Raw genomic sequence first — 12235 nt, forward strand, 5'->3', positions numbered from 1 at the left:
TCCCTCCGCGCGGCCGCCTACCGCGGGAACGCCCCCGGGTGGGTCTGCTCGCGCACCGCCACGTACTGCTGGCGCACGGCCTGACCCACCGCCAGCTCCTCGCCCGGGTCCAGCACCTGCGCCACCGGACCCGGCCAGACCGGCGGGGTCCGCGGGTCGAGGGCGCCCTGCGACACCCCGAGTGCCCAGGCAGCCTGCCGGGCCGCGCCCGTCGCCGCGTAGTCCGCGGGCTGCGGCACGACGACCTGCGCGCCGAACAGCGCGGGCGCCGCCGCCTGCACGGCGGGCAGTTCGGCAGCGGGACCGAGCAGGAACACCCGCCGCACCTCCACGCCCCGGCCGCGCAGCACGTCCAGCGCGTCCGCGAGGCCGCACAGCATCCCCTCGAACGCCGCCCGCGCCAGGTGCTCCGGCTTCATCGACTCCCGCCGCAGCCCGGCCAGGGTCCCGGCGGTGTGCGGCAGGTTCGGGGTGCGCTCGCCCTCCAGGTACGGCAGCAGCACCAGCCCGTGCGCACCCGGCGTCGACTTCATCGCCAGGTCGGACAGGCTCTCCAGGTCCGGCAGCCCGAGCAGTTCCGCGGTGCCGCGCAGCGCCCGCACCGCGTTCAGCGTGGTGACGACGGGCAGGTGCATGCCGGTGGCGTCGGCCAGCGAGGTGATCATGCCGGTGCGGTCGACGAGCGCCTCGGGGTGCACGGCCATCACCGAGCCGGACGCGCCCAGCGACACCACCGCGTCGCCGAGCCCGATGCCGAGGCCGAACGCCGCGGCCATCGTGTCCGCCGTGCCGGCGGAGATCATCAGCCCCTCGGGGGTGGTGCCGGCCGCCTCCGCCGGACCGATCACCTCGGGCAGCATCGCCTGGTGCCCGAGCGCCAGCTCCACCAGGTCGGGCCGGTAACCGCCGGTGGCCGCCGACCAGTAGCCGGTGCCGGAGGCGCCGCCCCGGTCGGTGGTCCGGCGCACCGGCCGGCCCAGCAACTGCCACACCAGCCAGTCGTGCGCCTGCAGCAGCACGGCCGTCCGTGCCGCGTTCTCCGGTTCGGTACGGGCCATCCAGCGCAGCTTGGTCACCGGCTGCGCGGCGCCCGGCACACAGCCCACGGCCTGCGCCCACGCCTCCCGCCCGCCGAACGCGTCGACCAGATCGGCCGCCGCGACCTGGGCGCGCTTGTCGCCCCCGGTCATCGCCGGGCGGACCGTGCCGCCCTGCGCGTCCAGCGGGACCAGCGCGCCCGCCTGCGCCGACACGCCGATGGCCTGCACGCCCTCCAGCAGTCCGCCGCCCGCGGCCTCGCCGAGTGACAGCAGCCAGGCCTGCGGGTCGACGTCCGAGGAGCGGCCGCCGTCGGGACCCTGCACCGGGTGCGGGGCGTACCCCTGCCTGAGCACGGCCCCGGTGTCCGTGTCGCAGACGACGATGCGAGTGAAATCGGGCGCACTGTCCAGCCCGGCGACTATCCCCATACGGTGATTTTGCCGCATGGGGAGGGGTGGGGTGTGCGTCAGGTGTTGCTCGTGCCCCAGTCGTCCTCGGCCGGGCCGTGGGCGGAGCGCTCGCGCAGCGCGTGGACGCGCTGCGCGACGGAGTCGGGCATGCGGTCGCCGACCTTGTCGCTCACCACGTGGTAGGCCTTGTCGGCGAACTCACGGCTCTGCTGGGCCGCGGTCTCGGCGGTGTTGCGGACCGCGGGGTTCTGCGCCAGCCGCAGCGCGGACCTCTTCATCTGCTCGTAGCGCTCGCGCCCGGCTTTCGTGCCCAGCACGTAACCAAGGGCTGCTCCGACGACGAACGTGAGCCGGTAACGCATTGGCGGCCACCCTTCCCGTTGTTCCAGTCTGCATGGGTATCCGGCGCGGCGACGGGCCGGGGAGTACCGATTGGCGGAGCACCCCCCTGCTTGCGCTAATGTATGTGTCGCAGCGAGCGCGCGCCCCCTGGCGGATACCCAGGCAGGTGCGTTCGATGCAGAACGAGGCATTCCTCCGTAGCTCAATTGGCAGAGCAGCCGGCTGTTAACCGGCAGGTTACTGGTTCGAGTCCAGTCGGGGGAGCATGCTGAACGAGGACCCCGCAGGGGTCCTTTTTCATGTCCGGTGGAACCGCGCGGGGCGCGGCACGGTCCTCATGGTCAACAGGGCCGTACGCAGCCGACCCATCCGAAGCAGGAGATCGTATGAGCGGCTATGCTGCGGCAGACGGCGCGCACACATGTACGCGACACGCCGCCATGGGGCGGTAGCTCAGCCGGTTAGAGCAACGGACTCATAATCCGTCGGCCGTGGGTTCGAGTCCCACCCGCCCCACCCCTCACGGTTCCCCCGGAACCGCCGCCCCCCCGAGCCGGGTCATCCGGCTCCGGGGGTCCCCTGTACGGCGTTGTCGTCGGACTGCGTCGGCGCGTCCGACGGGTCGCGTTCCCCTTCCGCCTGCGAGGGCGTGGTGTGCACCACGTCGGGGGTGGTCCATTCGCTGTCGTCCCGGTCGCCCTCGGCCTGGGACGGAGTGTGCTCGCTCATCGTGCCGCCTTCCTGTCGCGGGTCCCGTCCGTCCGGCGACACGGGTACCCCGCGCGCGGCGATGTCACCGTGCCGCGCGGCGGGCGAGGGCGCGGGCCAGCGCCGTGCGCACCTCCGGGGGCGGGGGAACGCCCTCCGCCCCCGCGCAGGCCGTCAGCGACTCGGCGACGACGCGCAGCTTGGTGTTGGACAGCTGGGACGCCTCCCGCAGGATGTGCCAGGCCTCGTCCGAGGTGCAGCCGTGCGTCGCCATCAGGATGCCGCGCGCCTGGTCGATGACCGGGCGGGAGGCGATGGCCTGCCGCAGCTGCTCGACCTCCTCCTGGAGCAGGCGCAGCCGCTCCTGGCGCTCCAGGGCCACCGCCGACCCCGCGGGCGACGGGCGCGGCGCGGGGGAGCGCAGCGGGTCCGCGGTGTCCAGCCCGGCCAGCTCCAGGATGCGGCGCGGCTGGCCGCTCCAGCGGGCCGTGGTGACCGGCATGGCATGCCGGCGGGCGTGGTCGCGCAGCACCTCCAGGAACTCCAGCCCCGCGGTGTCCATGAAGTGCACGCCGCTCATGTCCAGGTCGACCCGCGCCGTGCCGGCGGGCAGCTGGGCCAGCTTCTCGGCCAGCGCCTGGGCGCAGCCGCGGACCAGTTCCCCGCGCGGGGTGAGCAGCGCCCGGTCCGCGTCCATGCGGCCGCTGATGACCAAGGTGTCCTGCCTCCCCGGGGGGAACGATGCCGCGGAAGTCATGTCACCGCCCTGTCGGTGCTCGTGGGTGGCCCGGCCGTCCCGGCGGCCCCGGCCGCCGCCGGCGCCCGCACGAGAGGCTGCGCACGGTACTGCTGCGCTGCGGATGCGCCTGCCCGCCCTGGACCGCGGTACACACACCGTGCCCCGTGATGACCGGGAACGCGCGACGGCCCGCCCGCACGGACGCGGGCAGGCCGGGGGAGGGGAGGGCACGGGGCCGCGGGGCGTCTCAGGCGCCCAGCGGGTCCAGGACCATCGGGGCGATACGTCCTTCCAGCATGGCGCCGAGCCCTTCCACGGCGCACAGCTCGGGGCGCTCCGCGATGTGCACCGGCATGCCGGTCGCCTCGCGCAGCATCTGGTCCAGGCCCGGCAGCAGGGCGCTGCCGCCGACCATCATGATGCCGCGGTCGGCGAGGTCGGCGACCAGGTCGGGCGGGCAGCCCCGCAGCACCTTGCCGATGCCGTCGAGGACGGCGGTGAGCGGCGTCTGGATGGCCCGCCGCACCGCCGCCGTGTCCACCTTGACCGACCGGGCGAGCCCGGTGGCGACGTCCCGGCCGTGGATCTCCGTGACCTCCGGCCCCTCCGGGGTCAGCCCGTTCCCCTCCAGCGCGAGCTGCAGCGGGCGGACGGACTGGCTCGGGAGCATCAGTTCGTGCTGGTGGCGCAGGTGCTGCACGATCGCCGCGTCCACCGCCTCGCCGCCCACCGGGATCCGCTCGGCCCGCACGATCGAGCCGAGCGACAGCACGGCCACCTGCGTGGCCGCCGCGCCGCACACCATGATCATGGTGGCCTCGGGCCGCTCCACCGGGAGCCCGCAGCCCACGGCCGCCGCGATCAACGTGTCCACCAGCTCCACCCGGCGGGCGCCGAGGCCGACCAGCGTCTCGATCGCGGCGCGCTGGGCGAGCGGGTCCGCGTCGTGGGGGGTGCAGGCGGCCGCCCGCAGCCGGGGCCTGCGGCGCAGGGCGCGGCGGGTGCGGTCGCCGATGAGCTGACGCAGCATCCGCTGCGCCATTTCGATGTCGACGACGGTGCCGCCGGACACGGGCCGGACGACGCGGATGTAGTCGGGGGTGCGCCCGGTCATCTTCTCGGCGAACTCGCCGACCGCGATCAGCGCTCCGGTACGGGTGTTCACGGCGGCGACGGACGGCTGGTCGACGACGAGGCCGGCGCCCTTGACGTACACCCGGGTGCGAGCCGCGCCCAGGTCGACGGCGAAGTGGCAGCGGCGCAGCTGCTCCAGACTGGCGGTCACGGCAGTTCCTCCCGAGTGCGCGGCCGGAGGTCCGCCGGGCGGCGGGCCTGACAGCATCGTGTGTGCCGGGCGGGGGCGGGCGCCTTTCCTGGGGGGCCAGGCGAGGGGCCGCCGAACGGGGGTCCCGTCGGTCCGCGACGACGCGGGGGCGGCCGGAACTGCCTCAAAGGGCAGGTTCGCTGCACGACCCGGTGGACGTCCGGGCAGAGACCGGGCCGCCGGGCGCCGAACGGCGGATCCGCGCCGGTGGCTCTCCTGATAATGCTGCAGAACCCAGGCCACGACGGGCGACGGCCCCGACGTTCTGAAGAGGCGATCCCGTGAGTCCGAAGAAACCCCGCTCGGCGCAGAAGACCGACGAGCAGGCGCTGCGGTCTCCCGGCCCTGCCGTGACGTCCCGTACGGCCCCGGCGCCCGTGGGGCTGAAAGGGCTTCAGGCGAGCGCCGGCAACGCCGCGGTCGTGCAGATGCTCCGGCAGGCCGGTCACCTGCGCGACGAGGAGCGGCGCCGGCACACCGACGGGTGCGGTCACGCCCCGGCCGGCGAGCGGCCCGTGCAGCGGCCGGCGGTGCACGACGTCCTGCGCACCTCCGGACGTCCCCTGGACGACACCACCCGCAGCGACATGGAGGCCCGCCTCGGCGCGGACTTCTCCGACGTCCGCATCCACGACGACAGCGCGGCCAGGGCGTCCGCCGCGGAGGTCGGCGCCCGCGCCTACACCTCCGGCAGCCATGTCGTCATCGGCGACGGCGGCGGGGACCGGCACACCCTCGCCCATGAACTCACGCACGTCATCCAGCAGCGGCAGGGGCCGGTCGCCGGGACCGACAACGGGGCGGGGCTCAAGGTCTCCGACCCGTCGGACCGCTTCGAGCGGGAGGCGGAGGCCAACGCGGCGCGGGTGATGGCCGCCGGCCCCGCGATGACCGCGGAGGTGCAGCGGAGCGCGGCACCCGTCGCGGCGGGGGGCGCGCTCCCGGTGCAGCGGGCGGGGAGCGAGCAGGAGCTCCTGACGGACACGTACTGGGAGGACAAGGCGGGGGTCGGCGGGAAGGACAAGAAGTCCGCCACGGCGAAGAACCAGTTGATGACCGAGGCCAAGAGAAGGCGAAGGGCTTCAAGGCCGGCAAGGTGCGCAGGATCGACGACATCATCACGGTCGTCGGCCCCCGGCTCCTCGCCGAGCTGGCGAAGAAGCCGGAAACGTCCGGACGGATGGAGCTCTACCGTTCCATGAGCTGCGAGGAGGCCTACAGCGCCCTGACGTACTGGGGCGACCAGGCCTCGCGTGACGCGCTCACGGCGTACATAGCGGGCGGGGCCGGCACGGCGAAGGACTTCCGGCAGCAGAAGTTCACCGGGCTGACGATCGGGGCCCATCTCGGCGATCAGGGGCAGGCGGACGCCTACTACGACATGAAGGGCGACTCCTACGCGGTCCAGCTCAAGTTCATCCTGAAGCCCGGAGCCCACGAGCTCCTCTTCCACCCGGACCACATGGCACTCGGTCCGGGCTACAAGAACGAGCTGATCCGCCAAGCGAACCAGAAGGAGGGGACGTACCAGAACGCGACGAAGAACGAGGGCACCCTGGGCGGGTACATCGGTGTGAAGGCCGAGGACAGGGAGCCCTGCAGCATCGGCATCGCGCAGGGCAGCGCCAGCGGCTCCGTGCGTGACCTGGGCCCCAGCCAGCTCCTCTTCCAGCTCTTCGTCGAGAAGGCCGAACTCGTGAAGAACCGCTCCGGAAAGCCCCTGCCCGGTGAGAACGCGGCCGCCCGGGCGGAGTTGGCCGCCTAAGCTCCCCCCGGGCCCACGACCCCCCGCACCACCCCCAGCTCCACCAGGTCCTGCGGCCGGATGCGGAGACCGTCCGCCGTGGCCTCCGCCTCCTTCGGCGGCCGTTTGAGGATCGCCGCCGCCAGTTCCGGGGCGATCACCGAGAAGTAACTGTCCGGGGTGACCCAGGTGTCGCCCGGCGCGGCGAGCGCCAGCGCGCCGCCTGAGCCGCCCTCGCCGATGACCAGCGTGGTCAGCGGGGTGCGGGCGGTGGCGACGGCGTCGAACAGGTCCGCGATGGCCGCCCCCGCCCCCTGCCGTTCCGCCTCCGCGCCGTTGGCCGCGCCCGGGGTGTCCACCAGGGTCAGCACCGGTACGCCGAGGCGGTCGGCGAGGCGGACCAGACGGGCGGCGGTGCGGTAGCCGGCGGGGCGGGTGGCCGTGCCGGTCTGCGCCGCGTAGGCGACCGTACGGCCCTCGTGGTCGCCGAAGCCGCAGAGCATGCCGTCGGGGTCGGCGCCGCCGCAGCGGTCGCCGGAGAGCGTGACGCGCGCGGTGAAGTACGCGTCCAGGTAGGCGGCGGCGCGCGGGCGCCGGGGCGAGCGGGCCCGGCGGACCGCGTCCCAGCCGGTGGCCGGCAGGTCCGGCGCCCCCAGGGCGCGCGGCGGCGGGGCCGGTTCGGCGCAGGGGCGGGCCAGCAGCCGCAGCCAGCGGCCGAGGACGGTGCGCAGTTCCTCCGGCGGGACCAGCGCGTCCGCCGCGCCCGCCGCGACCTGCGCCTCGGCCGTGTACGCCGTGGGGTCGGCGTCCGGCGGGCGGACCCGGGAGCCGGCGAAGCCGACCTGTGCGCCGGGCAGGGCCAGGACGACGTCCGCGCCCGCGCCGAGGGTGGCCCAGCCGCCGCCGGTCGTGGGGTCCCGCAGCACGGCCATCCGGGGCAGCCCGGCCTCCCGGGCCCGCGCCGACGCGCGCGCCACCCGCTGCAGCTGGGTCAGGGCGAGCATGCCCTCCTGCATCCGGCTGCCGCCGGTGGCGACCAGGGACACCAGCGGCAGCCGGTGGGCGACGGCGTGCGCGTACGCCGCCTCCAGACGGTCGCCGGTGCCCTCGCCGAGGGAGCCGCCGAGGAAGCCGAACTCGAACGCGATCAGCACGGCCCGCGTGCCCTCGACGTCCGCGACCCCGCAGACCACCGACTCGTCCTCGCCGGTGCGTGCGGCGGCGCGGGCCCGGGAGGCGTCGTAGCCGGGCCAGCCGAGCGGGCCGTCCGGTCCCGACCGCCGTTCCGGATGCGGCAGTTCGGTGAACGTGTCGGTGACCAGGGCGAGGGCCTCGCGGGCCGAGAGGCGGTCAGCCATGGGCCAGCGCCCGCTTCATGATCTTGCCCATGTCGTTGCGGGGCAGCACGTCGAGGTGGCGGACGGCCCGGGGCCGCTTGTGCGGGGCGAGGCGCGCCGCCACATGGTCCGCCAGCTCCTCCAGGCCGGGCGGCGACTGCGGGTCGGCCGGCACCACCCACGCCACGATCTGCTCGCCCAGGTCGGCGTCCGGCTCCCCGGTGACGGCCGCCTCCTTCACCCCGGGGTGCTCCAGCAGAGCGTTCTCGATCTCGCCCGCGCCGATCTTGTACCCGCCGCTCTTGATCAGGTCGGTGGCCTTGCGGCCGACGATGCGGACGTCGCCGCCGGGGGCGCGGACCGCCATGTCGCCGGTGCGGAACCAGCCGTCGGCGGTGAACGCCTCGGCGGTGGCGTCCGGACGGCCGAGGTACCCGGTGAAGAGGTTCGGCCCGCGCACCTGGATCTCGCCCACCGTCTCGCCGTCGTACGACGTCACCGGGGTGCCGTCCTCCTCGACCAGTCGCAGCTCGACCCCGGGCAGGGGCACGCCCACCGAGCCGGGGCGGGACGCGGCGCCGACGCGGACGCTGGTGTTCATCAGCGTCTCCGTCATGCCGTACCGCTCGACGACCCGGGCCCCGGTCGCCGCCGTGATCCGCTCGTGGTCGTGCACCGGCAGCGCGGCCGACCCCGACACCAGCAGCCGCGCCCCGGACAGCGCCCGCGCCAGCTCCGGCTCGGCGGGCAGCGCCTCCGCGATGCGGTGGTACATCGTCGGCACGCCGAACAGCATGGTCGCGCCGTCGTTCAGCTCGCGGGCCACGCCCTCGGTGGTGAACCGGCCCAGGTGGCGCACCGAGCCGCCGCGGCGCAGCGGGCCGAGCGTGCCGAGGACCAGGCCGTGCACGTGGAACAGCGGCAGGCCGTGCACCAGCACGTCACCGTCGGTCCACCGCCAGGCGTCGGCGAGGGCGTCCAGCGTCGAGGCGACCGAACGGCGGGGGAGGACCGCGCCCTTGGGCGGGCCGGTGGTGCCGGAGGTGTAGACGATCAGGGCGGGGTCCTCGGGATCCCGCTCCCGGTCGTCGGGCACGGAGCCCGGGCCGGCGCCGCGGTCCGGGTCCACGTCGACGCGGGGCAGGGCGGCCGGCGCGGCGGGCAGCGGGGTGCCGGGCGCGGTGAGGAGCACGTCGGGGGCGCTGTCGCCGAGGATGTGGCCCAGCTCCCGCTCGCCCGACTTCGGGTTGAGCGGGACCACCACCACCCCGGCGAGCAGGGCCGCCGTGACCGCGACCGCCGTCTCCAGGGCCGGCGTGGCCCACACGGCGGCCCGGCGCACCCCCTCGAGGTCTCCGGCCACCGCGCCGGCCGCGGCGGCGAGTTCCCCGTACGTCAGTGAGCGCTCGCCGAAGCGCAGGGCGGGACGGCCGGCGAAGGGGCCGGCCGGGTCGTCGGTGAGGGCCGGGAAGAGAGAGGACACGCGTCGTTCTCCTTGGGTCGCTGTCGTCGGACGGCCGCCGTGGCGCGGCCGGGGCCGGTGGGTGCCCGCTGCGTCCAGGGTGTCCTACCCTTCCTGGAGGCTGAGCGGAGCGGGGCCCGCTGCCGGGGCTCGTGCGCAGCCGGACGCCCCGGCCGGGTGCCGTCATCGCCGGCCGCGCCGCCGCCGGCACCGCCGTGACGGCGATCCCGCCGTACGGAGACGGAACTGTTAGCCTCTCGGTCGATCAGCCGTTCGAGCAAGGAGTGAGTCGCCCGTGCCCCGTATCGCGCTTGTGACCTGCGCGCCTCAGCCCGACGTGTCGGAGGACCGGGATCTCCCGGTGCTGGTGCGGGCGTTGAACGAGGCCGGGGCGGAGGCGTCCGCCGAGGTGTGGGACGACGGCCGCGTCGACTGGGGCCGGTTCGACCTCGCCGTGATCCGCTCCACCTGGGACTACAGCTGGCGGGCGGCCGAGTTCACCGCGTGGGCGGAGCGGTGCGGCGCGCTGACCCGGCTGGCCAATCCGGCGGACGTGGTGCGGTGGAACACCGACAAGCGCTACCTCGCGGACCTCGCCGGGGCCGGGGTGCCCGTGGTGGACACGCGGTACCTGGCGCCCGGCGACGCCGTCGACCTCCCGGACGGCCACGAGTTCGTGGTCAAACCGGCCTCCGGGGCCGGCGCCCGGTTCGCCGCCCGCTACACCCCCGACGAGCACGACACCGCCGTACGGCATGTGCGCCGCATGCACGACGAGGGGCTCACGGCGATGGTGCAGCCGTACGTGCGGGCCATCGACAGCGGCGGGGAGCGGGCGCTGCAGTTCTTCGGCGGGGCGCTGCTGCACGCCGGCAGGAAGGGTCCGGTACTGGCCCCCGGCACCCCCTACGACCAGCGGAAGACGGCCCACCCCGGACTGACCGCCTGGACCCCCACGGCGGACGAGCTCGCCGTCGCGGACGCCGCGTTGTCCGCCGTTCCAGGGGCGCCCGAGCTGCTGTACGCGCGGGTCGACCTGGTGGACGGCGACGACGGGCGGCCCCGGGTGATGGAGCTGGAGCTGGTCGAGCCGAACCTGTTCCTGTGGCTGCACCCGGAGTCGCTGCCGGTCGTCGTGGAGCGGATCATCGAGGCGGCCGGCCGCTGACGGCCGTCCGCTGGAGCAGCCCCCAGGGGAACTCGGCGACCCCTCGTGACGGTCGCCCGCCGCGTCCGGGGCGGTGAAGGCCGGCCCCCGCCGGGTGGGCGCCGAGCCCTCCGGCGGGCGGGCCGGGGCGAAGGCGCGGGCCGCGGAGCCGCTCGTGGGGCAGGGGCGGCGCGGCGGTCCGCGGGCGGCGGCGTACGCGGGTGACCGCGCGGTCTCCCGCGCCCCTGGAGGGCGTTGCCCGTCCGGACGGGCTGTCGCTAGCCTGTGTTCGTCATGCCGATCGTCTGTTGGTATTTCGAACGCAGGCGCCGAGACCGCTAGGAGGGGCCGGTCGTGGGACGACTCGTACCAGCCGTGACCCGGGCGCTCGACATACTCGAGCTCTTCCTCGACGGGGACGGCACGCTCTCCGCCCCCGACATCGTGCGCACGCTGCGACTGCCGCGCACCACCGTCCACGAGCTGGTCACCACGCTCGCCGCCCGCAAGTACCTCGTCCCGGTCGCCGGCCAGCCGGGCCGCTACCGGCTGGGCGTACGGCCCTACCAGCTCGGCGCCCGCTACGCCGAGCACCTGGACCTGGCCGCCGAGGGACAGCAGGTCGCCCGGTCCGTCGCCGAGACCTGCGACGAGACCGTGCACGTGGCGATCCTGGAGGACACCGACGTCATCTACATCGCCAAGGTGGACTCCACCCACGCGGTGCGGATGGTGTCGGCGGCCGGCCGCCGGCTCCCCGCGCACTGCACCTCCGTCGGCAAGATGCTGCTGGCCTCCCTTCCCGAGCCGGAACTGGCCGCGCGCTTCCCCGACGGCGCGGAGCTGGCCGCGATGACCCCGAACAGCATCACCGACCCGGCCGTCCTGCGCGAGGCCCTCGCGGACATCCGCACCCGTGGCGTGGCGGTGGAGAGCCGCGAATCCAACCCGGACGTCTCGTGCGTCGCCGCCCCGGTGCGCGACCGCACCGGACAGGTGGTCGCCGCGCTGTCCATTTCCGTACCGATGATCCGCTGGAGCGACGAGCGCCGGGCCGAGCTGGAACAGCTCGCCGTGAAGGGCGCCGCCGAACTCTCCGAGCGACTGGGCCACAGGAGCATGGCATGACACACACGTTCGACGTCGCGGTCCGCGCGGAGGCGGAGCTGGGCGAGGGCCCCACCTGGGACCCGGCGGCCGGCCGGCTGCTGTGGCTCGACATCCTGGGCTCCCGCGTGCACACCTACGATCCCGCCACCGGCCGGCGCACCGTGCGCCGCACCGAGCAGCACGTGGGCGCGGTCAAGCCCCGCGCGGGCGGCGGCCTGGTGCTGAACCTGCGGGACGGCATCGGCCTGCTCGACCCCGACGACACCTTCCGCTGGCTGCACCGCGAGCCGGTCCCCGGCCGCCGGGGCAACGACGCCGCCGTCGCCCCCGACGGCAGCCTCCTCGCGGGCACCATGCGCTACGACGAGGCGCCCGGCGGCGGCACCCTGTCCCGGGTGACCGGCGACGGCACGGTCACCGTGCTCCTCGACGACGTGACGGTGAGCAACGGCACCGGCTGGAGCCCCGACGGCCGGCTGCTGTACTACATCGACACGCCCACCCGCCGCGTCGACGTGTGCGACGTCGCCGAGGACGGCACGTTCACGAACCGCCGTCCGCTCGCGGAGATCGAGGAGGGCGCCGGCTTCCCGGACGGCCTCACCGTGGACGCCGACGGCTGTGTCTGGGTGGCCCTGTGGGACGGGTCGGCGGTGCGCCGCTACACCCCGTCCGGCGCACTGGACCGGGTGATCGAGCTGCCCGTCCCGCGGGTCACGGCCTGCGCCTTCGGCGGCGTCGGGCTGACCGACCTCTACCTCACCACGGCCCGTGTCGGCCTGACCGCCCCGCACCCGCTCGCCGGGTCCCTGCTGGTGGTCCCGGGCGCGGGCCGGGGCGTCGCCCAGCCCGCCTTCGCGGGCTGAGGCGG

At 75.1% G+C, this 12235-nt stretch carries 12 protein-coding genes and 2 tRNA genes; 7 read left to right on the top strand and 7 right to left on the bottom strand.

Annotation, left to right across the window (positions count from 1 at the left end):
• Nucleotides 1-17: 17 nt before the first annotated feature.
• Nucleotides 18-1469 (bottom strand): xylulokinase, encoded by a 1452-nt coding sequence (locus C1708_RS22345; RefSeq protein ID WP_106414342.1) that lies wholly within the window; start codon nucleotides 1467-1469, stop codon nucleotides 18-20.
• A 38-nt stretch (nucleotides 1470-1507) separates the two neighbouring features.
• Nucleotides 1508-1813: a YtxH domain-containing protein gene (locus tag C1708_RS22350; RefSeq protein ID WP_106414343.1), complete on the bottom strand. Its 306-nt coding sequence runs from the start codon at nucleotides 1811-1813 to the stop codon at nucleotides 1508-1510.
• A 171-nt stretch (nucleotides 1814-1984) separates the two neighbouring features.
• Between C1708_RS22350 and C1708_RS22355 the strand changes: the two genes are divergently transcribed.
• A tRNA-Asn gene (locus C1708_RS22355) sits at nucleotides 1985-2057 on the top strand.
• Between the two features lie 178 nt (nucleotides 2058-2235).
• Nucleotides 2236-2309: transfer RNA gene (locus tag C1708_RS22360), tRNA-Ile, on the top strand.
• A 42-nt stretch (nucleotides 2310-2351) separates the two neighbouring features.
• Here C1708_RS22360 and C1708_RS34460 read toward each other — a convergent pair.
• From C1708_RS34460 to C1708_RS22370, 3 genes are all read right to left on the bottom strand, one after another.
• Nucleotides 2352-2522, bottom strand: a complete 171-nt coding sequence (locus tag C1708_RS34460; protein ID WP_198602562.1) for a hypothetical protein — start codon at nucleotides 2520-2522, stop codon at nucleotides 2352-2354.
• A 64-nt stretch (nucleotides 2523-2586) separates the two neighbouring features.
• A complete protein-coding gene (locus C1708_RS22365; protein ID WP_198602563.1) occupies nucleotides 2587-3258 on the bottom strand; it encodes an ANTAR domain-containing response regulator in 672 nt (223 codons plus the stop codon).
• A 229-nt stretch (nucleotides 3259-3487) separates the two neighbouring features.
• Nucleotides 3488-4525, bottom strand: coding sequence for a rod shape-determining protein (locus C1708_RS22370; RefSeq protein WP_106414344.1), 1038 nt, complete (start codon nucleotides 4523-4525; stop codon nucleotides 3488-3490).
• A gap of 320 nt (nucleotides 4526-4845) precedes the next feature.
• Between C1708_RS22370 and C1708_RS36150 the strand changes: the two genes are divergently transcribed.
• Together C1708_RS36150 and C1708_RS22385 are read left to right on the top strand one after the other, a co-directional pair.
• Nucleotides 4846-5766, top strand: a complete 921-nt coding sequence (locus tag C1708_RS36150) for an eCIS core domain-containing protein (RefSeq protein ID WP_502696080.1) — start codon at nucleotides 4846-4848, stop codon at nucleotides 5764-5766.
• Nucleotides 5745-6329 (top strand): hypothetical protein, encoded by a 585-nt coding sequence (locus C1708_RS22385; RefSeq protein WP_106414345.1) that lies wholly within the window; start codon nucleotides 5745-5747, stop codon nucleotides 6327-6329. Before C1708_RS36150 ends, C1708_RS22385 begins: the two co-directional genes overlap by 22 nt.
• Here C1708_RS22385 and C1708_RS22390 read toward each other — a convergent pair.
• Together C1708_RS22390 and C1708_RS22395 are read right to left on the bottom strand one after the other, a co-directional pair.
• Complete coding sequence (locus C1708_RS22390; protein ID WP_106414346.1) at nucleotides 6326-7666, bottom strand: carboxyl transferase domain-containing protein; 1341 nt, start codon at nucleotides 7664-7666, stop codon at nucleotides 6326-6328. The two genes, C1708_RS22385 and C1708_RS22390, sit on opposite strands and share 4 nt — an antisense overlap.
• Nucleotides 7659-9128, bottom strand: coding sequence for an acyl-CoA synthetase (locus C1708_RS22395; protein ID WP_106414347.1), 1470 nt, complete (start codon nucleotides 9126-9128; stop codon nucleotides 7659-7661). Before C1708_RS22395 ends, C1708_RS22390 begins: the two co-directional genes overlap by 8 nt.
• 274 nt (nucleotides 9129-9402) lie before the next feature.
• Here C1708_RS22395 and C1708_RS22400 point away from each other — a divergent pair, with 274 nt between their 5' ends.
• The 3 genes from C1708_RS22400 to C1708_RS22410 all read left to right on the top strand — a co-directional run bounded on the left by C1708_RS22400 (nucleotide 9403) and on the right by C1708_RS22410 (nucleotide 12230).
• The gene (locus C1708_RS22400; protein ID WP_106414348.1) at nucleotides 9403-10275 is read left to right on the top strand and encodes an ATP-grasp domain-containing protein; all 873 of its coding nucleotides are present in this window, start codon (nucleotides 9403-9405) and stop codon (nucleotides 10273-10275) included.
• Between the two features lie 333 nt (nucleotides 10276-10608).
• Nucleotides 10609-11382 (top strand): IclR family transcriptional regulator, encoded by a 774-nt coding sequence (locus C1708_RS22405; RefSeq protein WP_106414349.1) that lies wholly within the window; start codon nucleotides 10609-10611, stop codon nucleotides 11380-11382.
• Nucleotides 11379-12230 (top strand): SMP-30/gluconolactonase/LRE family protein, encoded by an 852-nt coding sequence (locus tag C1708_RS22410; RefSeq protein ID WP_106414350.1) that lies wholly within the window; start codon nucleotides 11379-11381, stop codon nucleotides 12228-12230. The genes C1708_RS22405 and C1708_RS22410 overlap by 4 nt, the downstream gene beginning before the upstream one ends.
• Nucleotides 12231-12235: the final 5 nt, after the last annotated feature.

The organism is Streptomyces sp. DH-12 (assembly GCF_002899455.1).
Lineage (GTDB): Bacteria > Actinomycetota > Actinomycetes > Streptomycetales > Streptomycetaceae > Streptomyces.